We start from the raw sequence: 20,084 nt of genomic DNA, 5'->3' as shown, positions 1-20,084 counted from the left end.
TTTTTCACATTTTTGAACCGTACAGCATACGCTAATAGGCGAAAGGATGTGGCTAAATGTGTGGCATTACAGGATGGGCTAGCTTTCAAAAGGATTTAAGAACAAGTGATATGATCTTAAAACGAATGACCCAAACATTAAATAAGAGAGGGCCTGATGATGAAAATATTTGGTGTAGTGAGCATATTGCATTTGGCCATCGACGACTAGCTGTTATCGATCTAATTGGTGGTAAACAGCCAATGAAAAAAATACATGATGGGGTAAACTATGTCATTACATATAATGGCGAACTTTATAATACCGAAGAGGTTCGTAAAGAACTTCAAAAAAGAGGGCACAGTTTTACAACACATTCAGATACAGAAGTATTATTAACTGCGTATATTGAATGGAAAGAGCAATGTGTAGATTTTCTAAATGGCATATTTGCCTTTGGTGTATGGGATGAGCAAACACAATCACTGTTTTTATGCAGAGACCGATTAGGTGTGAAGCCATTGTATTATACAGAATTAAAGGATGGTGTTCTTTTCGCATCTGAAGTGAAAGCATTGTTGGCACACCCAATGGTTCAAGCAAGTGTAAATACTGAAGGATTGGCAAGTATGATGGCTGTGGGGCCCTCAAGAGCACCAGGCAAGACACTTTTTAAAGATATTGAAGAATTAAGACCAGGGTATGCTATGCGTTTTACTAGAGAAGGCTTAAGAAAGTGGCAGTATTGGCAGTTACATAGCCAAAAGCATGAAGAATCATTAGGCGAGACTATTGAGCGCATTCGCTTTTTGTTAACTGATGCAATTGAACGACAGTTGGTTTCGGATGTCCCTATCTGTACATTTCTTTCAGGTGGATTGGATTCTAGTATTATAACCGGTATTGCAGCAAATAGGTTTCAACAACAAAATAAACAATTGCATACCTATTCTATTGATTATGAGGATAATGAACGCTTTTTTAATCCACATACTTTCCAAACATCAACAGATACGTACTGGATTCAAAAAATGACTGACACATTTCAGACGGCACATCACGCAGAGGAAATTACTCAGCAACAATTAATTGATTTATTAGTTGAATCGGCCATTGTCCGAGATTCACCTGGTATGGCAGATGTAGACTCATCCTTATTATGGTTTTGCCGAGAGATAAAAAGAGATTTTACAGTAGCGTTATCAGGGGAGTGCGCAGATGAGATTTTTGGTGGATACCCTTGGTTTAAAGAAAAGACAACGGGCTTTCCGTGGATTCGATCTTTATCTGAAAGAAATGCATTGCTACAAGAGAAGTGGAATAAAAAATTAAAGATTGAATCCTTTGCACATCAACTATATACGCAAACAATAGCTGAAGTACCGTTGTTGGATGGAGAAAGTTCTGAAGAAGCTAGACATCGCGAAATGTTTTATTTGAATATGACTTGGTTTATGCAGACTTTGCTAGAGCGCAAGGATCGTATGAGTATGGGGGCAAGTTTAGAGGTACGTGTTCCTTTTGCAGATCATCGTCTTGTGGAATATGCTTGGAATATTCCGTGGGAAATGAAGAACTTGGATGGCATAGAAAAGGGTTTACTACGAAAATCGATGGCTCAGTTATTGCCTGATGAGGTGTTGTATCGTAAAAAGAACCCTTATCCTAAAACGTATCACCCAGTTTATACAGCAGGTATTCAAAAGTGGTTAAAAGAAATCCTTCAAAATAAAAATTCGATACTACATGAACTATTTGACAACAAAAAACTTTTAGAATTAATAGACTCTGGAGGAAGCTCATTCAAGATCCCTTGGTATGGGCAACTAATGGCAGGGCCACAGCTTTTAGCGTACCTAGGGCAAATTCATACTTGGTTTGAACATTATCAAATACAATTAATTGAAACGTAATAAAAAATGACTCATCTACTAACTAGATGGGTCATTTTTTTGTATTCCCCAACAATCCATCAATTGTTCAATGGATCGTTCAATTGTATGAACAGGTATCCCACCAAAGCCAAGTAAAAATTGAGCTTGTGAAGATTCACAATGGTCTAGTCTATAATCAGATAAGGGATAAATCCCAATCTCTGATTGAGCAGCAAGCAGTTGCAATTGTTTCTCGGATAATGTGTGTTGAACATCTAATAAAATATGCATTCCAGCTTGCTCACCAGTAATTTTAATCGTTGATGAATACTTTTCTAATATAGAAGTTAGCTTATCATGCTTTTTACGATAAACCTTGCGCATTCGATTGAGATGCTTTGCAAAATGACCGTCACGCATAAAATTTGCCACGATATGTTGGTCGAAACGAGGCACCGTAGAAGAATAATAGTTAAATACATCACTATATGTTGCGAGTAGTTTAGGAGGAAGTACAAAATAAGCTACACGCAAAGAAGGCATTAATGATTTTGTAAAGGTGCTCATGTAAATAACTTTATCATTTCGATCTAAGGCATGTAGTGCAGGAATTGGTTTACCAGCATAACGAAATTCTGAATCATAATCATCTTCAATAATATAGCGAGAGGAACTTTGGGCCGCCCAATTTAAAGCCTGTGCACGTCGTGTCGCAGATAATACCGCGCCAGTAGGGAATTGATGTGACGGCGTAATGTAAACAACATTAGCACTTGTTCTCTCAAGCTCATGAATAATAATTCCCTCTTCATCAACGGCGATGGGTTGAACTTGTCGTTTATACTGTGAAAACATGCGATGCACGGCAGGGTATCCTGGGTTTTCTAAGGCAAAGCAGGTATCATCACTAAAAAGTCTTAAAATCATAGGAAGAAGCTGTTCAGTACCAGAGCCAACAACAATTTGCTCAGGATTACACACTACCCCACGCGATTGATATAAATAATTAGCAATCTCAGTGCGTAAAGAAAGTTCTCCTTGTGGTTCACCTGTTAGTAATAATTCCTTTGAGGTATCGTCAAAAAGCTCTTTCGCATACTTTCTCCACGTTTGGAATGGGAAGGCATCAATATCGATAGAACCAGGATTAAAATCAATTTTGTATGATTTTTTCTTAGGATGCTCTCTGAAAGAGGTTTCAGAGTCCTGCTGAATATAGGGAAGCTCATCAATTTCTTCTACAAAATAGCCAATGCGTGATTTGGACATAATATAACCTTCAGCCAGTAATTGGGCATAGGCAATTTCAATGGTTGTTTGAGAAATATTCAAAAAATCAGCTAATTTCCTTTTTGATGGTAATTTTTCTCCTACAGCTATTTTCTTAGAAATAATGGCCTCCTTTATGCCGTTATAAAGCTGATCATACAGCGGTTTATCACTATTTTTTTCGAGTTGAAATAAAAGCATATCCATGTTTTAAAACCTCCTGACCTTATAATTATTTTGAAAACTGGTTATTTTTATATGGTCAATTTCCATTATACTAAATTTCATCATAAAGGTGGAGGTTAGAAAATGAAACAAATAGGAACAGAGCTAGTAAAACGTGGGATGGCAGAAATGCAGAAGGGTGGCGTCATTATGGATGTCATTAATGCAGAACAGGCCAAAATTGCAGAAGCTGCTGGAGCAGTTGCTGTTATGGCATTAGAGAGAGTACCTTCAGATATTCGCAAAGCAGGTGGTGTTGCACGTATGGCAGATCCTCGCATTGTTGAGGAGGTAATGGAGGCCGTTTCTATTCCTGTTATGGCAAAAGCCCGTATTGGCCATATTGTGGAAGCACGTGTTTTAGAAGCAATGGGTGTAGACTATATTGACGAAAGTGAGGTCCTCACACCAGCCGATGAAGAGTACCATTTATTAAAAAGTGATTATACAGTACCGTTTGTGTGTGGCTGTCGTGATTTAGGAGAAGCAGCACGTCGAATTGGAGAAGGAGCATCCATGTTACGTACAAAGGGCGAACCAGGAACAGGAAATATTGTGGAGGCAGTTCGACATATTCGCAAAGTAAATGGTCAGGTACGTAAAATCGTAGGCATGACAGAGGATGAACTAATGACAGAGGCGAAATTATTAGGAGCTCCTTTCGAATTATTAAGAGACATCAAACGTCTTGGTCGTTTACCAGTAGTAAATTTTGCCGCAGGAGGTGTGGCTACACCAGCCGATGCTGCATTAATGATGGAACTTGGTGCTGATGGCGTTTTCGTTGGTTCTGGTATTTTCAAATCTGAAAACCCGGAAAAATTTGCTCGTGCTATCGTAGAGGCGACTACCCATTATAAAGATTATAAGCTTATTGCAGAAATATCAAAGGAACTTGGCATACCAATGAAAGGTATTGATATTGCACAGCTTGGGCAAAGCGAACGTATGCAGGAGCGAGGTTGGTAGGATGAAACGAATAGGTGTGTTAGCACTACAAGGAGCTATACGTGAGCATGTTAAAATGCTAGAAGCCCTTAACTGTGAAGTCATCCAAGTAAAACATAAGAAAGATTTAATAAACCTCGATGGTCTTGTGTTACCGGGTGGGGAAAGCACAACCATGAGAAAATTGCTTGATCGCTTTGACTTACTAGAGCCGATTCGTGAACTTGCTCAGCAAGGTTTGCCTATGTTTGGGACATGTGCAGGATTAATTTTATTAGCTAGCCATCTAGTGGATGATGAAGCACATTTGGCAGTTATGGATGTCATAGTCGCACGAAACTCATTTGGTCGTCAGGTAGATAGCTTTGAAATACAACTGGATATCCCTAAAATAGGAATAGACATTCCAGCGGTATTTATTCGAGCGCCTCATATTAAAGCAGTTGGTAAAAATGTTGAAATTCTTGCTGAATATGAGGGAAAAATTATCTTAGCGAGAGATAATCATTTATTGGGTTGTTCATTTCATCCAGAATTAACCGGAGATTCAAGAATTCTAGAATATTTTGTATCCTCTATGGTATGACTTGCAAAATTTGTTTTCATATAGTACAGTATGGTTAAAATTTAAATAACTGAACACGATGATGGGAAGTAGTAACAAGCACGTTTTTTTTAGAGAGTCAGCGGTTGGTGGAAGCTGATAAAAGCACTTGTGAATCCGTCCTGGAGTTGCACAGTCGAAGTAATGTAAGTAGGCTGCTGCCGGCTGAAATGCCGTTATGAAATAAGTGGATTAGGCATATGCCTAATCAATTAGGGTGGCAACGCGGGTAGCTCTCGTCCCTTTTTAGGGATGGGGGCTTTTTTGTGTTTATTTTTATTTAAAATCGAACATTTGAATAAACCGCCGGACGAAATTATATCAAGACTTAAAGGATGCAACAATTCCCATCATTAAACTACTGGAGGTATGACTATGTTAGATATTAAACGCGTACGCGATAATTTCGCGGAAATTAAAGAAATGCTATTAACACGTAATGAAGATTTAGGAAACTTAGATGATTTTGAGGATTTAGATGCAAAGCGTCGTGAGTTAATTGCTAAAACAGAAGAATTAAAAGCAGAACGAAATAAAGTATCTGAACAAATTTCAATTATGAAACGCAACAAGGAAAATGCAGATGAAGTGATTGCTCGTATGCGTCAAGTTGGCGATGAAATTAAAGAGCTAGATGTTCAACTAAATGATGTAGAAGAGCGATTTAAAGATATGATGATGCGCTTGCCAAACATTCCACATGAATCTGTACCAGTAGGCACAACAGAGGATGACAATGTAGAAGAATATACTTGGGGCGATATTCCAACATTTGATTTTGACATTAAGGCACACTGGGATCTTGCTACTGATTTGAAGATTGTTGACTTTGAACGAGGTGCAAAAGTAACAGGTAGCCGTTTCTTATTCTACCGTGGGCTTGGGGCTCGCTTAGAACGAGCACTTATGACATTTATGATGGATTTACATGCAGAAGAGCATGGCTATGAGGAAATGCTGCCACCTGTCATTGTTAATCGCGATAGCTTAACGGGTACAGGACAGTTACCTAAGTTTGAGGAAGATGTATTTAAATTAGAGGAAACAGATTATTTCATGATTCCAACAGCAGAGGTACCAGTTACAAACTTCTACCGTGATGAAATTTTACCTGCTGAAGCTTTACCCCAAGGTTTTGCTGCATACAGTGCATGCTTCCGTTCAGAGGCAGGCTCTGCGGGTCGTGATACACGTGGTTTAATCCGTCAGCACCAATTCAACAAAGTAGAATTAGTACGCTTTGTAAAACCAGAGGAGTCATATGAGCAATTAGAGCTGTTAACAGGTCATGCTGAAAAAGTACTGCAATTACTAGGCTTACCGTATCGTAAACTAAAAATGTGTACTGCTGATTTAGGATTTACTGCAGCGAAGAAATATGATTTGGAAGTTTGGATCCCAGCACAAAACATGTACCGTGAAATTTCTTCTTGCTCTAACTTTGAGGATTTCCAAGCACGACGAGCAAATATCCGCTTCCGTCGTGAGCCAAATGCAAAACCAGAATATGTTCACACATTAAACGGTTCAGGTCTTGCGATTGGACGTACAGTTGCAGCTATTTTAGAAAACTACCAACAAGCAGATGGAAGCGTAGTAATTCCTGAAGTTTTAAGACCATACATGGGTGGTAAAGAAGTAATTGCGCCTAATTAAATAACATGTAAAAGCTATTTTAGACGATCCTTTAAACAGGTAATCTAAAATAGCTTTTTTGATGTCCAAAATTGAAATCTCTCATAATTTTTGAAAATTCGTTATACTGGGTAATATTCATGGATTTACACCATTTCGCACATGCCTTAAGTGAATTTGATAATGTTCACAGATGATAAAGGCTGTGCAATTTTTTATGATTTAGCAGATTTAAATATATTATTGGCAATCGGCTTAACACCAGATGAATTTTTTCACAGTACTGTGACTGATAATTATCAAAATTTATCATCTGAAACAAGTACCATATTTAAAGTGATGCAAACAGGACAACCAATTTTAAATTACGAACAACAATTAACGACTCTAAATGGTTTTAGTTATCTATCATTAAGCTCAACCTATCCTATTATAGAGCAAGGCAGAACCTTTGGCGCAATTGAATTTTCAAAGCATTTTTATGAAAGTAAGCAAATAAAATACTTAGATAATTTCCTGGGACATAAGCTATACCGAGATAATTATACAACCTATCGTCTAGACGATTTTATAACGACCAATGCAGATGAAGGCCCAACTAGAAAAGGCTCGTCGTAGTGCTAAGAAAAACGCTCCGATATTGCTGACAGGGGAAACAGGGTCAGGGAAAGATATTGTCGTTCAGGGTATTCATAATGAAAGCGAGCGCTTTACAAAGCCTCGTTTATTACATTGAACTGTTCGACATTAGCAGAGGATAATATTTTTACACAGCTTTATGGCTCAGAAAATGAAGAGATAAGTGGTAAGTTACAGGAGGCAAACGGTGGTACTTTGCTTGCCATTCCCTTAAATATAAAAAAGAAGGTGTCTCATTAGGAGGCACCTTCTTTAGTTTCTGGCTCCATCTTTCTCGGTGATTTCAGCAATTCTTGCCTTTTTCGCAGCTTTTTTACGCTCTCGTAAAGCTTTAAAAAAGTCAGTTAAAATTTTCCCGCACTCTTCAGCTAAAACACCTTCTGTTACATCACATTCATGATTAAAACGTTCATCATTTAATAAACGATAAAGGGAATCGACACAGCCAGCCTTTTGGTCTCTTGCACCATAAACAACACGGGGCACTCGAGATTGTAGAATAGCTCCTGCACACATAGGGCAAGGCTCTAATGTAACATAAAGCGTTGTATCTTCGAGACGCCAACTACCTATTTTTTTGCAGGCTTCTTGAATAACCAACAGCTCAGCATGGGTAGTCGCATTTTGTGTTGTTTCTCTTAAATTATGGGCACGTGCAATAACAATTCCCTTATAAACAAGTACTGCGCCAATCGGAACTTCTCCAAGTGAAGCAGCCAGATGTGCTTCCTCTAATGCTTGCTTCATAAAAAAGCGATCTGTTTCAAAAATATCCACTCATATCTCTCCTTAATAGTAGTGTAGCGTGCTGGATTGGTAATTGCTACTTTTAGCGTTGACATTCCTAATATAACCATATATATTTATATATGAACACATGCTCATATATAAATATTGAAGGGTAGGGTAAACTTTTATGGATGATAAATTAACAAGTTTAGAAGCACAGAAAAACGCTGATCAGCATTTAGATGAAGAAACACTATTTGTAGTATCTCAAACCTTTAAGGCATTAAGTGATCCAACTCGCATTCGAATTTTAAACTTACTATGCAAAGATGAACATTCTGTAAATGATATTGCGGAAATTTTAGATTTAGGGCAATCAACCGTTTCTCATCAATTACGCTTTCTAAAAAATTTACGGTTAGTGAAGTTTAGAAGAGAAGGAACAACACTGTATTATTCCAAGGACGACGATCACATTATGAATTTATTAAAGCAGGCAATTGAGCATGCAGCTCATAACTAAATGATGGGAGGAATAAAAATGGGACATCATCACGATCACGCTCATGATCATACTCATGGCGCAAATAAAAAAGTATTATTACTGTCATTTATTATTATTACAGGGTATATGATAATTGAAGCGATTGGTGGCTTTTTAACAAATAGTTTGGCTCTATTATCAGACGCAGGGCATATGTTAAGTGACTCTATTTCTTTGGGCATTGCCATGTTAGCTTTTGCGTTTGGAGAAAAAGCTGCTAGTTATAGTAAGACCTATGGTTATAAACGATTTGAAATATTAGCTGCAGTGCTGAATGGCATTACACTAATAGGTATAGCATTATTTATTTTTTACGAAGCGATTGAACGCTTTGCTAATCCTCCTGAAGTAGCTACTACAGGAATGCTTGTTATTAGCACAATTGGTTTGTTAATTAACATTTTAGTAGCATGGATTATGATGCGAGGTAGTGATACAAAGGATAATTTAAATATGCGTGGCGCTTTTTTACATGTGCTTAGTGATATGCTAGGGTCTGTAGGGGCTATTGTAGCGGCGCTATTGATTATGTTTTTTGGTTGGGGATGGGCAGATCCACTTGCAAGCGTTATTGTTGCTTTATTGGTAGTAAGAAGTGGCTACTATGTCACTAAAGCTGCCATTCATGTTTTAATGGAGGGAACACCTTCAAATGTAGATGTTCAGGAAATTATTCAGTTAATTGAACAAACTGAAGGAGTAGAGAGTATCCACGATTTACACATCTGGACAATTACTAGTGGAACAAATGCATTGTCCTGTCATGCAGTCGTTAATGATCAATTAAAAATAGCTGATAGTGAGCATATATTACGAAAAATTGAACATAATCTTGAGCATCAGGGCATTAAGCATGTAACGATTCAATTAGAAACAGCATCACATCAACATGAAAGTTCAATTTTATGCCAATTGAAAAATGACCATGAACATCATCATGAATAAAAAAAAAATTTGTAGCTTGCATACCCTTCGTGGGTATAGTATGATTGAAGTGAAATAGGAGGTGTAGTGAATGGAAGACATAGTAAATAAAGATGCTTGTCATACAGAGGAAACTACGTCTTGTCGAAAAAGTCATCATCCTGAGCGTGTAAAAAAGGATTTAACGACTCGATTAAACCGTATTGAAGGTCAAATTCGGGGCATAAAGGGAATGATTGAAAAAGACGTTTACTGTGATGATATTATTACGCAACTGTCTGCCACACAGTCAGCTTTAAATAGTGTAGCGAAAATATTATTAGAAGGGCATTTAAAGGGTTGTGTTGTAGATCGTCTATCAGAGGGCGATGAAGCAGTATTAGATGAATTAGTAGTAACGATTCAAAAGTTAATGAAAAAATAGATGTTTAAACTATTATTTAAAAGGAGAGATTTATTATGCAAAATGTAACGTTAAATGTACAAGGAATGTCATGTGGTCACTGTGTAAATGCAGTGGAAAAAAGTGTTGGTGCTTTAGCTGGTGTAGAACAAGTAAAAGTTAATTTAGCAGAAGGTTTAGTGGATGTTGCTTTTGATGAAGCACAAGTGTCACTTGACCAAATTAAAGAAACAATTGATGATCAAGGCTACGACGTAAAATAGTAGTATCAATAGAGTGCTCCTGTAGCACTCTCTTATTTTCAAATTTATATACCCCTGGTTGGTATAAGGAGAGGTGAAAGGTAAATGAGTTCTGATATAAAAGAGGCGAATTTGCAAATTACAGGTATGACATGTGCAGCCTGTGCCACTCGGATAGAAAAAGGTTTAAATAAAATGGATGGTGTAGAACAAGCAACGGTTAATTTAGCACTTGAAAAATCGTCTATTAAGTACAATCCAGCAAAGTTGAGTGAAGAAGATTTTGAAAAGAAAATAGAAGCACTTGGTTATGGTGTTGTTAAACAAAAAGCTGAACTTGAAATTACAGGGATGACGTGTGCAGCCTGTGCCACTCGCATTGAAAAAGGGTTAAATAAGCTAAGCGGTATCTCTTCTGCCAATGTAAACTTAGCACTTGAAAAGGCAATGATTGAGTTTAATCCATCAGAAGTATCCATCACAGATATCATTGTGAAGGTAGAGAAGCTAGGCTATGGGGCTCATCAAAAAGAAGAAGAGGCAGAAACGGTGGACCATCGAGAAAAAGCCATTAAACAGCAACAACGCAAATTTATTCTGTCGGCTATTCTTTCATTACCACTGCTTTGGACGATGGTTGGACATTTTTCCTTTACATCGTTTTTATATGTACCAGAATTTCTTATGAATCCTTGGGTTCAAATGGTGTTAGCAACACCAGTACAATTTATTATAGGTAAGCAATTTTATGTAGGAGCCTACAAAGCTTTACGTAACGGTAGTGCAAATATGGATGTACTTGTCGTCATGGGGACATCTGCTGCGTATTTCTATAGTGTCTATCAAGCAATCGTAACGATAGGGTCTCACCATGGCCCCCATCTTTATTTTGAAACGAGTGCGGTTTTAATTACATTAATTTTATTAGGGAAATTATTTGAGGCCAAAGCAAAGGGGCGTTCTTCTGAAGCCATAAAAAAACTGATGGGACTTCAAGCTAAAACGGCTGTGGTTGTACGTGACGGTGTAGAAAAAGAGGTTCCTTTAGAAGAAGTTATCATTGGCGATGTTATTCTAGTAAAACCAGGGGAGAAAATTCCTGTCGATGGAGAGGTATTAGAGGGATCAACAGCTGTTGATGAATCAATGCTTACAGGTGAAAGTCTGCCAGTTGATAAAAAACAGGGCGATCAATTATTTGGGTCCACTATTAATAAAAATGGTTTTATTAAAATGACAGCAACTAAGGTTGGTCGTGATACAGCGTTAGCACAAATCATTAAAGTGGTTGAAGATGCTCAAGGATCAAAAGCACCCATTCAACGCTTAGCAGACCAAATATCAGGGGTTTTTGTACCAATCGTTGTCGGTATTGCATTGGTAACATTTTTAGTTTGGATTATTTGGGTCCGCCCAGGAGAATTTACACCCGCTTTAGAGGTTTTAATTGCAGTTCTTGTCATTGCTTGTCCTTGTGCTCTTGGATTAGCAACGCCAACGTCTATCATGGCAGGTTCAGGTCGTGCAGCTGAATTTGGTATTTTATTTAAGGGTGGAGAACATTTAGAGCAAACGCAAAGTATTGATACAGTTGTTGTAGATAAAACAGGTACAGTGACACATGGTAAACCAGAGCTAACGGATGTTCTATTAGCTCCAGCACAAGATGAAGGACGCTTTTTATCATTAATTGGGGCAGCTGAGAAACAGTCAGAGCATCCACTTGCTGAAGCCATAGTACATGGTATAGAGGAACGTGGTATAGCATTAGGTGAAGTCCAATTTTTCGAAGCAATCCCAGGTTATGGTGTGCAGGCGACTGTCGCAGGTCAGGGTGTTGTCATTGGAACACGTAAATTAATGCAGCAATATGGTATTCAAATTGATGATATTTTACCAACAATGGAGCAACTTGAGCGAAACGGTAAAACAGCAATGCTAGCTGCTATCAATGGTCAATATGCAGGTTTAGTAGCTGTCGCTGATACAGTTAAAGATACGTCAAAAGAAGCCATACATCGACTTCAGGATATGGGTATTACGGTCATTATGATGACGGGTGACAATGAACGTACAGCTCAAGCAATAGGCTCAGAGGTAGGAGTAAATCATGTCATTGCTGAAGTCTTACCAGAAGGCAAGGCAGATGAGGTGAAAAAGCTACAAGCTCAAGGGAAAAAAGTAGCAATGGTGGGTGATGGCATTAATGATGCGCCTGCGCTGGCAACTGCCAATATCGGAATGGCCATTGGTACAGGAACTGATGTGGCGATGGAAGCGGCAGACATAACACTTATTCGTGGCGACTTAAATAGTATCGCAGATGCCATTCTGATGAGTCGCAAAACAATGCGTAATATCAAACAAAATCTATTTTGGGCTTTTGCATACAATACGTTAGGTATTCCTATTGCTGCAATTGGTCTACTTGCTCCATGGGTAGCTGGTGCTGCGATGGCTTTCAGCTCGGTATCGGTAGTATTAAATGCATTACGATTACAGCGAGTAAAATTATAAAGTATGAAAGGCATTGAGAAGTATATTCTCGATGTCTTTTTTATTTATTTGGAGGAGAAATTTCACTTTTAAATTTACTAGAATAATAGGTTGATTCTGTTTTTCATTTTCCCACTATGATACAATGAACGGTACTGATTCATTTAATAAATGAGGTGTCAGCGAGCGGGGCACGATGATAGAATCCATAGAATAAAAGGAGGAACTTCTAGTGACGGTTCCATTTGTTACGGTAGAAGGTCCGATTGGTGTTGGTAAAACCTCTTTATCGAAAGAGATAGCAGCAACATTAAATTACCATCTATTAAAAGAAATTGTAGACGAAAACCCTTTTTTAAATAAATTTTATGAAAACATAGAGGAATGGAGTTTCCAAACCGAAATGTTCTTTCTTTGTAATCGTTATAAACAATTAACTGATATAAAAAAGTTTCGATTAGCAGAAGCCAAACCTGTTGTAGCAGACTACCATATTTTTAAAAATTTAATATTTGCCAAGCGAACATTGGCACCAACTGAGTATGAGAAATACGAGGAAATATATGGGATTTTAACAAAAGATATGCCTGTTCCAAATGTAGTGGTTTATTTACAAGCTAGCGTCGAAACATTAATGAAGCGTATCGCAATGCGTGGTCGAGAATTTGAAAAGATGATTTCACGTGATTATATGGAGCAGCTTGTGGCTGATTATCATTCGTTTATCGAGCATTTTGAGGAAATGCATCCTGAAATTCCAGTTATTCGATTTAATGGGGATCAGCTTGATTTTGTCAAAAATCCACATGATTTAAATTACGTTTTAAAGATAATTAAAGACACGTTACAACAAAGGAGTTTGCAATAATGAATTTAAGAGAGAAGTACGATATTCCGCCTCAAACCGTTATCACGATTGCTGGTACAGTGGGTGTAGGAAAATCAACGATGACAAAGGCGCTAGCAGAAGCACTAAATTTTCGTACATCATTTGAAAAAGTAGATACAAATCCATATCTTGATAAATTTTATGAGGACTTTGAAAAATGGAGCTTTCATTTACAAGTTTACTTTTTAGCAGAGCGTTTTAAAGAACAGAAGCGTATTTTTGAATATGGTGGAGGATTTATACAAGATCGATCCATTTATGAGGATACTGGCATTTTTGCTAAGATGCATTTTGATAAAGGGACAATGAGCCCAACTGATTATGAAACGTATACGAATCTGTTTGATGCTATGGTGATGACACCATATTTCCCACATCCCGATTTGCTTGTCTATCTTGAGGGACCAATTAATGCAGTTATTGGACGTATTCAAGAACGTGGACGAGCAATGGAGCAACAAACACCAAATGATTATTGGATAGAAATGCATGAACGCTATGAAAACTGGATTAATAATTTTAACTCCTGTCCAGTTCTACGTTTAGATATTAATGATTATGATTTATTAAAAAATCCTGATGCCATTGAATCAATTGTGAGCCGTATCAGTCATATGCTAAAACAAACAAGCCATTTACGAAAATAGAATTATAATAAATGACCAAAAAACGTGAGACAATATGTAGCTGATTGTTTCACGTTTTTTGAATAGGAGGGATTATTATAAGAATTGCAGTGTATTGTGGATCCGGTTTAGGGAAAAGTCCCATTTTTGCTGAAAAGGCCTCTGAGCTAGGTACTTCACTAGCGAAAAACGGCCATGGTGTTGTCTATGGTGGTTCTAAAACAGGATTAATGGGTAAGGTTGCAGATGCTGTTTTAGCAGCGGGTGGAGAAGTAATTGGTGTGATGCCAACTCACTTACAGAAGCGAGAATTGGCTCATGCCTCATTGACAGAGATTCATTTTGTAGATTCAATGCATATTCGTAAAGCAAAAATGGCAGAGTTGGCTGATGCATTTATCGCTCTTCCTGGGGGTGCAGGTACTTTAGATGAATACTTTGAGGTATTTACCTGGGCACAAATTGGACTTCATGCCAAGCCTGTCATTTTATATAATGTCCATGGATTTTATGATGCCCTCTTACAGCATTTCAAAATCATGTTGGAGGAAGGTTTTATACGTGCTGAACAAAAAGAACTTTTTTGCGTAGCTACTTCTTCGGAAGAGATATTGAGCTTATTAAAAAAACATGGGTGAAACATTACCCATGTTTTTTACCGAATATAAAAGTAAAATAAATTATTATAAGTAAAAAAATAGTAAAAGGGGTATTGTTTATGCACAGTGTAGAAGCTCAAGTAACCGATGATTTAGTAGTTCAAGCCATTGAACGTAATATTGCAATTATCCGTTTTGATATGGATCGAAAAGTAGCCTATGTAAATGAGCTATTCGCTCAAACGCTAGGCTATACAGTACAAGAGATGCTAGGAAAGCATCATAAAGAATTTTGTCTCCCCGATTTCAGTAATAGTATGGAGTATGATAAGTTTTGGCGCAATTTAACAGCAGGAAACAGTTATCAGGATAAAATTGAGAGAATGGATGCGAATGGCAATATCATTTGGCTTGAGGCAACATATATGCCGGTTTTTGCAAACAATACAAGACAAGTAATTGGTGTCTCTAAAATTGCGACCAATATTACTGAGCGTCAAAATGAAATAGTAAATGTAGCAGACAAATTGAAAGGCATGTCTAAAGAGCTTTATCATCGTTCTGAGACAGGTATTCAAAATAGCCAAGACTTACTAAAAACAATTAAAGCGGTTTCACAAGAGTCTAATGAAAATGTTAGTAACCTCGTGAAGCTTCAAAAACAAGCAGATTCTATTAAAGGGATTGTGAAGACTATTCAAGAGATTGCCTCACAAACAAACTTATTAGCTTTAAATGCAGCTATTGAAGCAGCTAGAGCAGGAGAATATGGTAGAGGTTTTGATGTCGTGGCCAAAGAGGTACGAAAGCTTTCAGTTAGGGTTGAGCAGTCCATTTCACAAGTGAAGGAGAATGTTGAGGGGATAGAACGGGAAATCGGACAAGTGACAGATAGTATTACAAGAATTGCTGAAAAAGTAGATAAGACGAATCAACAAATTACCGTCACGACAAATGATTTTAATGAAATTGCATCTGCTGCTGAAGCATTAGATGAGCAATCAAAGCAGTTTATCGAAATCATTTAATAGTATCATTCATAAGAAAATATGGGCTTAACAAAAGTTTCCTTTAGTATCCGAGAAATATTGAAATAGTATATGGTTCTTATTTACAATAATAGGTGTAAGGCTTTCATCAATCATAATAATAGGGGTGTTATGTATGACAAAAGTGGAAGTAAGTTTTCAGCATCTACCAACGACAGCTATATCTGATGCGACAGGCGGGCATACCAATTTGCGAAGTGAAATTAAACCACTAGCCGATCATTTTAAAATAGCTGGACGAGCAGTAACTGTACGTTTACCAGATGGTGAGAATGGTGCAGTATTGGAAGCGATCAGAGCGGCCAATGAAGGGGATATCTTAGTAATTGATGCAAAAGGAAATACTAATCGAGCTGTAGCGGGCGATTTCGTTATTTCCTTAGCAAAGGGACTGGGCGTCCAAGGTTTTGTGGTGGATGGAGTGATCCGTGATATAGCAGCGATTCGAGAGTTGGATTTCCCTATTTTCGCTTTAGGTACAACAGTAGCAGCTGGCAACAAAAATGGTGGTGGCCAAGTAAATATTCCAATTGCCGTTGGAGGAGTAACCGTTCATCCTGGTGATTATATTATTGGGGATGTAGATGGCGTTATTGTCGTACCAATGGAAGATGCAGAAAGAATAGTAGCAGCCGCAGAGTCCAAACTTGAAAAAGATGCGGCACGTGCACAGGAGGCACATGCAAACGGAAAAGAATCGATCATTGCCTATTTAGATAAAGTGCTTGGAAAGTAAAAAAACCCTCACGATGCCATCCAACATCGTGAGAGTTTTTTTAAATTACGCTAAATTTTCATTATCTTTAAAGTAATTTTTCATCTTTTCGCGATCGAAACGGCCTTCCCATTTAGCCATAACTAATGATGCTAATGAGTTACCAATTACGTTCACAACAGTACGTCCCATATCAAGAATACGGTCAATACCAGCAATAAATGCTAGTCCTTCAAGTGGAATGCCGACAGTACCTAAAGTTGCTAGAAGTACTACGAATGATACGCCTGGAACACCTGCAATCCCTTTAGAAGTAACCATCAATACAAGCATTAACGTAATTTGTTCACCAATGCTTAGGTGAATACCGTACATTTGCGCAATAAATAATGCTGCAATCGCTTGGTATAGCGTGGATCCATCTAAGTTAAAGGAGTAACCTGTTGGAATAACAAAGGATACGATATCCTTTGGAGCACCCAATTTCTCCATTTTTAACATAATACGTGGTAATACAGCTTCAGAACTTGCTGTTGAAAAGGCTAAAATTAACTCATCTTTTAATACTTTAATTAAGTAGAAGATGCTGATTCCTGCAAATTTTGCTACAAGTCCAAGAACGACAAAGATAAAGAATAGCATCGTTGCATAAACAAGGATAGCTAATTTAGCAAGTGGTACCAGTGAAGCAAATCCATATTTGGAAACGGTTACACCAATTAAACCAAATACCCCAATTGGAGCAAATTTCATTACGAGGTTAGTTACCCAGAACATAGCGTCTGCTACCCCTTGGAAGAAGTCTAAGACTGGTTTTCCTCGTTCTCCAACTGCAGCAACCCCTAAACCAAAAATAACTGAGAAGAAAATAATCGCAAGCATATTACCTTCAGCCATAGACTGGATAATATTTGTTGGGACAATCCCTACAATAATATCAAATGGTCCCTCATGCTGTACTTCTTCAGTAGTTGTTACATATTTCGAAATATCCCCCTGAGATAGTTCACTCATGTTAATACCTGTACCAGGATGGAATAAGTTTGCGGAAAGTAATCCAACTACGATTGCTACTGTCGTAATAATCTCAAAGTAAATAATGGATTTCCCGCCTAATCGCCCAAGCTGTTTCATGTCTCCAGTACCAGCTACACCAACGATTAATGTAGAAATAATAATCGGTACAACAATCATCTTAATAAGATGTAAAAAGATATCCCCTAATGGTTGTAAATATGTCTCAATCTTGGGGTTCCCGTAAAAGATACCACCAATAATGATCCCTAAAATCAAACCGATTAAAATTTGAGCGGCTAGACTGATTTTAAATTTCTTCTTCAAACCCTTTGTACCCCCTAATATTAAATTTTTAGGACACGCCTTACTTTAATAATACGGAGGACTTATGGAATCCGACAAAATCCGAGAAAATTAATTTACTTTTGTTAAAATGTCTGAATATAACACTTGAATAAACTTCTTAATATTGACTTTTGCTTTACGATTATCATGGTCTTCAATCTGTGTCATGAGTTGACGAATTTCTTTAAAATCGAAGTAGCGCGGGGCATAGTATTCAAATTCGGAGTTAGTGTAATCAACAACACCTAAATTAGCGAGATTAATCATGGCAGCTAGTATTGTTCTACGCACACGCTGTTCTATAGCTTTACTTTCCTTCAAAATTTCATCAGGTGTAGCCTTTGTAACAGCGGCAATTTCCTCATAAAGCTCCTTTAATGGAGGAAGTGGTGCAATCTTATGCTGATGAGCAAGTAATGTTTCAATAATAGCTATAATATCTTCGCTACCAATTTCACCGACAATTCCCATATCGTTTAATATGGATTGAATATGGTCTCGGGATGTTGCTTTATTTGCCTTTTGTTCACTTAATTCAATATTAGTAAGTGATTGGCGTATAACTAACAGAGAATTTTTTAGTCGAAATTGTTCAGTAGTTTTTTTCAAAACATTTTCTACTTCTATTCGGTTAATTGGTTTATGAATGAAGAAATCGATTCCTTGTTCATAAGCCTCACCGACCATTTCCTTATTCACAACTTGTGAAATCATGATAAATTGCCCCTCGAAGCGATTTTGAATAAGGTGTTCGACTGTTGCTATTCCATCAAGTTTTGGCATCAGTAAATCAATCAGCACAAACTCTGGCTGAGTCATTAAAATTTGTGGTATGGCATCCTCACCATTACGAGCCTCACCAATAACTGTACCTAACCCACTATCTTCAATAATTTGTTTTAACATAACACGACTTGCACGATCATCGTCTACAATAAAATACCTCATTTAAGTCTCTCCCGTTTGAATAGTTTGCGTAGGAATTGTGATTTTAAACGTTGTGTATTGATTGTTTGATTCAACGGATATTGAGCCTTTTAATTTTTCTATTAGTTCAGCAACATGTGAAAGCCCAATGCCAGTTGCTGCTACACCATCATCATTATATTTCGTGGTGTATCCAGGTTCAAAGATAATAGATAAATCTTGTTGAGAAATTCCTTTTCCATTATCACATACTGTTATTACAGTATTATCCTCTTGGCGTTGAATAGCAATAGATATGATACCTTGTCCTTCGATAGCTTCAACTGCATTAGCAGATAAATTATTTAAAAGAGCAAGTAATGCAATATGTTCCTTTGTTTGAAAATCAAAGTCTATTGTTGTTTTGAATTGTATACTCTTACCAAGTAATTCAGCATACTTACTATTGCCTTCTTCAATATAATGTAATAATTCAGATAATACAAAAGGGCCGAAGTTCCTTTCGCCAACAATTTTAGAAATACCAGCATAAATACGCTGTGAATCCTTTTTCACTTCATGGATTTCCTGGGCAATATGAAGCGCTTGCAAACTTTCCGCTCGATAACCTTTAATTTTTAACTGTCGGTATAACTCAAATCCACTAGCTGTTATCGTTTCAATATGATTCATGGACTTTTTTAAATACAGGGTCTCTACATAGAGGTCGGATCCAATATTGAGCATTTCTTGTACACGCTTTTTTTGTTCTGCTATCAAAATAGAGCTATACACACCGACTACAAAAAAACTACGTAATAATGCGACCGCTAAAAGAATCAGGAGGTCATGAAGAAATAAAAAAGTATAGGTTTGTACAAAAAAGCGGAAAATTTGCTCTGCTAAATTACTAATGACCTCACTAAAGGCGACGAGTAAACCAAGCTTTAATGGTTTTTCTCTGTATTGTTGGATATCTAAAATTTGTAGGCATACTGCAAACAATACATAAAATAAAGCCGCTGGTAAATGGTTAAATATACTCTCTGAAATAGCAACATCATGTAATGAGGAAGTAAAAACACGGAAAAAGGTTGTCACTATACTTGTAGCAACACCAGCTAAAATAATGGGTGTAGGTTTAATTAATGTACATAAAAAGAATATGATGGTTCCTAAACCAAAACGGAAAGATGTATTAGCAAAAGGCATAATTTTAATCTCACTACCAATTGCAGTCATGACAGCAATAAGGAAAATCCAAGTAAGGGAAGCGCGCGTCATAAATAATTTCGATTGCATTGTAACTACCTCCCATCATTCATATAATAAAAAATACCACAACCGAGGCGGAAGTGGTATCTAACAAGTAATACATACAATTTTGGCAAAAAAAAAACGGCTACATTCGTAGTCGGAAATTTAAA

General features: G+C 37.3%; 21 protein-coding genes and 1 other annotated feature. Of the genes, 16 read left to right on the top strand and 5 right to left on the bottom strand.

Annotated features, from left to right (window positions below):
* Positions 1 to 56: 56 nt before the first annotated feature.
* Positions 57 to 1,892, top strand: a complete 1,836-nt coding sequence (asnB, locus tag ABC382_RS15155) for an asparagine synthase (glutamine-hydrolyzing) (protein WP_274795116.1) — start codon at positions 57 to 59, stop codon at positions 1,890 to 1,892.
* An 18-nt stretch (positions 1,893 to 1,910) separates the two neighbouring features.
* On the opposite strand, the gene pdxR is transcribed toward asnB, so the two are convergent.
* Positions 1,911 to 3,329 (bottom strand): MocR-like pyridoxine biosynthesis transcription factor PdxR, encoded by a 1,419-nt coding sequence (pdxR, locus tag ABC382_RS15150; RefSeq protein ID WP_312507634.1) that lies wholly within the window; start codon positions 3,327 to 3,329, stop codon positions 1,911 to 1,913.
* Between the two features lie 102 nt (positions 3,330 to 3,431).
* Between pdxR and pdxS the strand changes: the two genes are divergently transcribed.
* The 5 genes from pdxS to ABC382_RS15125 all read left to right on the top strand — a co-directional run bounded on the left by pdxS (position 3,432) and on the right by ABC382_RS15125 (position 7,270).
* The gene (gene pdxS, locus ABC382_RS15145) at positions 3,432 to 4,316 is read left to right on the top strand and encodes a pyridoxal 5'-phosphate synthase lyase subunit PdxS (RefSeq protein ID WP_274795118.1); all 885 of its coding nucleotides are present in this window, start codon (positions 3,432 to 3,434) and stop codon (positions 4,314 to 4,316) included.
* Position 4,317: 1 nt separating this feature from the next.
* The gene (gene pdxT, locus ABC382_RS15140; protein ID WP_322612070.1) at positions 4,318 to 4,881 is read left to right on the top strand and encodes a pyridoxal 5'-phosphate synthase glutaminase subunit PdxT; all 564 of its coding nucleotides are present in this window, start codon (positions 4,318 to 4,320) and stop codon (positions 4,879 to 4,881) included.
* A 49-nt stretch (positions 4,882 to 4,930) separates the two neighbouring features.
* Positions 4,931 to 5,146: a binding site (T-box leader), on the top strand.
* A gap of 128 nt (positions 5,147 to 5,274) precedes the next feature.
* On the top strand, positions 5,275 to 6,555 hold the full coding sequence (gene serS, locus ABC382_RS15135; RefSeq protein ID WP_322612069.1) for a serine--tRNA ligase: 1,281 nt from the start codon (positions 5,275 to 5,277) through the stop codon (positions 6,553 to 6,555).
* Positions 6,556 to 6,717: 162 nt separating this feature from the next.
* A complete protein-coding gene (locus tag ABC382_RS15130; protein WP_322605807.1) occupies positions 6,718 to 7,152 on the top strand; it encodes a transcriptional regulator in 435 nt (144 codons plus the stop codon).
* Positions 7,115 to 7,270, top strand: coding sequence for a sigma 54-interacting transcriptional regulator (locus tag ABC382_RS15125; RefSeq protein ID WP_322605806.1), 156 nt, complete (start codon positions 7,115 to 7,117; stop codon positions 7,268 to 7,270). The genes ABC382_RS15130 and ABC382_RS15125 overlap by 38 nt, the downstream gene beginning before the upstream one ends.
* Positions 7,271 to 7,425: 155 nt before the next feature.
* Here the strand turns inward: ABC382_RS15125 and tadA are convergent, their stop codons facing one another.
* Entirely contained in the window at positions 7,426 to 7,950 is a 525-nt protein-coding gene (gene tadA, locus ABC382_RS15120; protein ID WP_322605804.1) for a tRNA adenosine(34) deaminase TadA, read from the bottom strand.
* Positions 7,951 to 8,089: 139 nt separating this feature from the next.
* Between tadA and ABC382_RS15115 the strand changes: the two genes are divergently transcribed.
* The 10 genes from ABC382_RS15115 (at position 8,090) to ABC382_RS15070 (ending at position 16,410) form a co-directional block, all read left to right on the top strand.
* Positions 8,090 to 8,425 carry an ArsR/SmtB family transcription factor gene (locus ABC382_RS15115; RefSeq protein ID WP_312507633.1) on the top strand — a complete coding sequence of 112 codons (336 nt, stop codon included), beginning with the start codon at positions 8,090 to 8,092 and terminating at the stop codon, positions 8,423 to 8,425.
* A gap of 18 nt (positions 8,426 to 8,443) precedes the next feature.
* Positions 8,444 to 9,391 (top strand): cation diffusion facilitator family transporter, encoded by a 948-nt coding sequence (locus tag ABC382_RS15110; protein ID WP_322612068.1) that lies wholly within the window; start codon positions 8,444 to 8,446, stop codon positions 9,389 to 9,391.
* A gap of 70 nt (positions 9,392 to 9,461) precedes the next feature.
* On the top strand, positions 9,462 to 9,794 hold the full coding sequence (locus ABC382_RS15105; RefSeq protein ID WP_312507631.1) for a metal-sensitive transcriptional regulator: 333 nt from the start codon (positions 9,462 to 9,464) through the stop codon (positions 9,792 to 9,794).
* 35 nt (positions 9,795 to 9,829) lie between these two features.
* Positions 9,830 to 10,036 (top strand): copper chaperone CopZ, encoded by a 207-nt coding sequence (gene copZ, locus ABC382_RS15100; RefSeq protein ID WP_312507630.1) that lies wholly within the window; start codon positions 9,830 to 9,832, stop codon positions 10,034 to 10,036.
* Positions 10,037 to 10,120: 84 nt separating this feature from the next.
* Positions 10,121 to 12,532 (top strand): heavy metal translocating P-type ATPase, encoded by a 2,412-nt coding sequence (locus ABC382_RS15095; RefSeq protein WP_412926955.1) that lies wholly within the window; start codon positions 10,121 to 10,123, stop codon positions 12,530 to 12,532.
* Between the two features lie 211 nt (positions 12,533 to 12,743).
* Complete coding sequence (locus tag ABC382_RS15090; protein ID WP_274795129.1) at positions 12,744 to 13,379, top strand: deoxynucleoside kinase; 636 nt, start codon at positions 12,744 to 12,746, stop codon at positions 13,377 to 13,379.
* Positions 13,379 to 14,047, top strand: a complete 669-nt coding sequence (locus tag ABC382_RS15085) for a deoxynucleoside kinase (protein ID WP_322612067.1) — start codon at positions 13,379 to 13,381, stop codon at positions 14,045 to 14,047. Before ABC382_RS15090 ends, ABC382_RS15085 begins: the two co-directional genes overlap by 1 nt.
* 89 nt (positions 14,048 to 14,136) lie before the next feature.
* Entirely contained in the window at positions 14,137 to 14,664 is a 528-nt protein-coding gene (locus ABC382_RS15080) for an LOG family protein (protein WP_274795131.1), read from the top strand.
* 80 nt (positions 14,665 to 14,744) lie between these two features.
* Positions 14,745 to 15,653 carry a methyl-accepting chemotaxis protein gene (locus ABC382_RS15075; protein ID WP_322605800.1) on the top strand — a complete coding sequence of 303 codons (909 nt, stop codon included), beginning with the start codon at positions 14,745 to 14,747 and terminating at the stop codon, positions 15,651 to 15,653.
* Positions 15,654 to 15,789: 136 nt separating this feature from the next.
* Positions 15,790 to 16,410 (top strand): RraA family protein, encoded by a 621-nt coding sequence (locus ABC382_RS15070; RefSeq protein WP_274795133.1) that lies wholly within the window; start codon positions 15,790 to 15,792, stop codon positions 16,408 to 16,410.
* A 45-nt stretch (positions 16,411 to 16,455) separates the two neighbouring features.
* Here the strand turns inward: ABC382_RS15070 and ABC382_RS15065 are convergent, their stop codons facing one another.
* From ABC382_RS15065 to ABC382_RS15055, 3 genes are all read right to left on the bottom strand, one after another.
* Positions 16,456 to 17,730, bottom strand: coding sequence for a cation:dicarboxylate symporter family transporter (locus ABC382_RS15065; protein WP_312507626.1), 1,275 nt, complete (start codon positions 17,728 to 17,730; stop codon positions 16,456 to 16,458).
* 90 nt (positions 17,731 to 17,820) lie between these two features.
* Entirely contained in the window at positions 17,821 to 18,699 is an 879-nt protein-coding gene (locus tag ABC382_RS15060) for a response regulator (RefSeq protein WP_274795135.1), read from the bottom strand.
* Positions 18,700 to 19,959, bottom strand: a complete 1,260-nt coding sequence (locus ABC382_RS15055; RefSeq protein ID WP_274795136.1) for a sensor histidine kinase — start codon at positions 19,957 to 19,959, stop codon at positions 18,700 to 18,702.
* Positions 19,960 to 20,084 lie beyond the last annotated feature (125 nt).

Origin of the sequence: Lysinibacillus phoenicis (assembly GCF_047238325.1) — a bacterium.
Classification (GTDB): domain Bacteria; phylum Bacillota; class Bacilli; order Bacillales_A; family Planococcaceae; genus Lysinibacillus; species Lysinibacillus irui.
This window is presented reverse-complemented; position numbering and strand designations above follow the sequence as displayed.

What these genes read in the sequence shown, in the direction of transcription:
- ABC382_RS15085 (WP_322612067.1), top strand. Translation starts at nt 13,379, where the DNA reads ATGAATTTAAGAGAGAAGTACGATATTCCGCCTCAAACCGTTATCACG.
- ABC382_RS15115 (WP_312507633.1), top strand. Translation starts at nt 8,090, where the DNA reads ATGGATGATAAATTAACAAGTTTAGAAGCACAGAAAAACGCTGATCAG.
- ABC382_RS15070 (WP_274795133.1), top strand. Translation starts at nt 15,790, where the DNA reads ATGACAAAAGTGGAAGTAAGTTTTCAGCATCTACCAACGACAGCTATA.
- ABC382_RS15055 (WP_274795136.1), bottom strand. Translation starts at nt 19,959, where the DNA reads ATGCAATCGAAATTATTTATGACGCGCGCTTCCCTTACTTGGATTTTC.
- ABC382_RS15105 (WP_312507631.1), top strand. Translation starts at nt 9,462, where the DNA reads ATGGAAGACATAGTAAATAAAGATGCTTGTCATACAGAGGAAACTACG.
- copZ (WP_312507630.1), top strand. Translation starts at nt 9,830, where the DNA reads ATGCAAAATGTAACGTTAAATGTACAAGGAATGTCATGTGGTCACTGT.
- ABC382_RS15125 (WP_322605806.1), top strand. Translation starts at nt 7,115, where the DNA reads ATGCAGATGAAGGCCCAACTAGAAAAGGCTCGTCGTAGTGCTAAGAAA.
- serS (WP_322612069.1), top strand. Translation starts at nt 5,275, where the DNA reads ATGTTAGATATTAAACGCGTACGCGATAATTTCGCGGAAATTAAAGAA.
- ABC382_RS15095 (WP_412926955.1), top strand. Translation starts at nt 10,121, where the DNA reads ATGAGTTCTGATATAAAAGAGGCGAATTTGCAAATTACAGGTATGACA.
- ABC382_RS15110 (WP_322612068.1), top strand. Translation starts at nt 8,444, where the DNA reads ATGGGACATCATCACGATCACGCTCATGATCATACTCATGGCGCAAAT.
- ABC382_RS15075 (WP_322605800.1), top strand. Translation starts at nt 14,745, where the DNA reads ATGCACAGTGTAGAAGCTCAAGTAACCGATGATTTAGTAGTTCAAGCC.
- pdxR (WP_312507634.1), bottom strand. Translation starts at nt 3,329, where the DNA reads ATGGATATGCTTTTATTTCAACTCGAAAAAAATAGTGATAAACCGCTG.
- asnB (WP_274795116.1), top strand. Translation starts at nt 57, where the DNA reads ATGTGTGGCATTACAGGATGGGCTAGCTTTCAAAAGGATTTAAGAACA.
- ABC382_RS15060 (WP_274795135.1), bottom strand. Translation starts at nt 18,699, where the DNA reads ATGAGGTATTTTATTGTAGACGATGATCGTGCAAGTCGTGTTATGTTA.
- ABC382_RS15130 (WP_322605807.1), top strand. Translation starts at nt 6,718, where the DNA reads ATGTTCACAGATGATAAAGGCTGTGCAATTTTTTATGATTTAGCAGAT.
- pdxS (WP_274795118.1), top strand. Translation starts at nt 3,432, where the DNA reads ATGAAACAAATAGGAACAGAGCTAGTAAAACGTGGGATGGCAGAAATG.
- pdxT (WP_322612070.1), top strand. Translation starts at nt 4,318, where the DNA reads ATGAAACGAATAGGTGTGTTAGCACTACAAGGAGCTATACGTGAGCAT.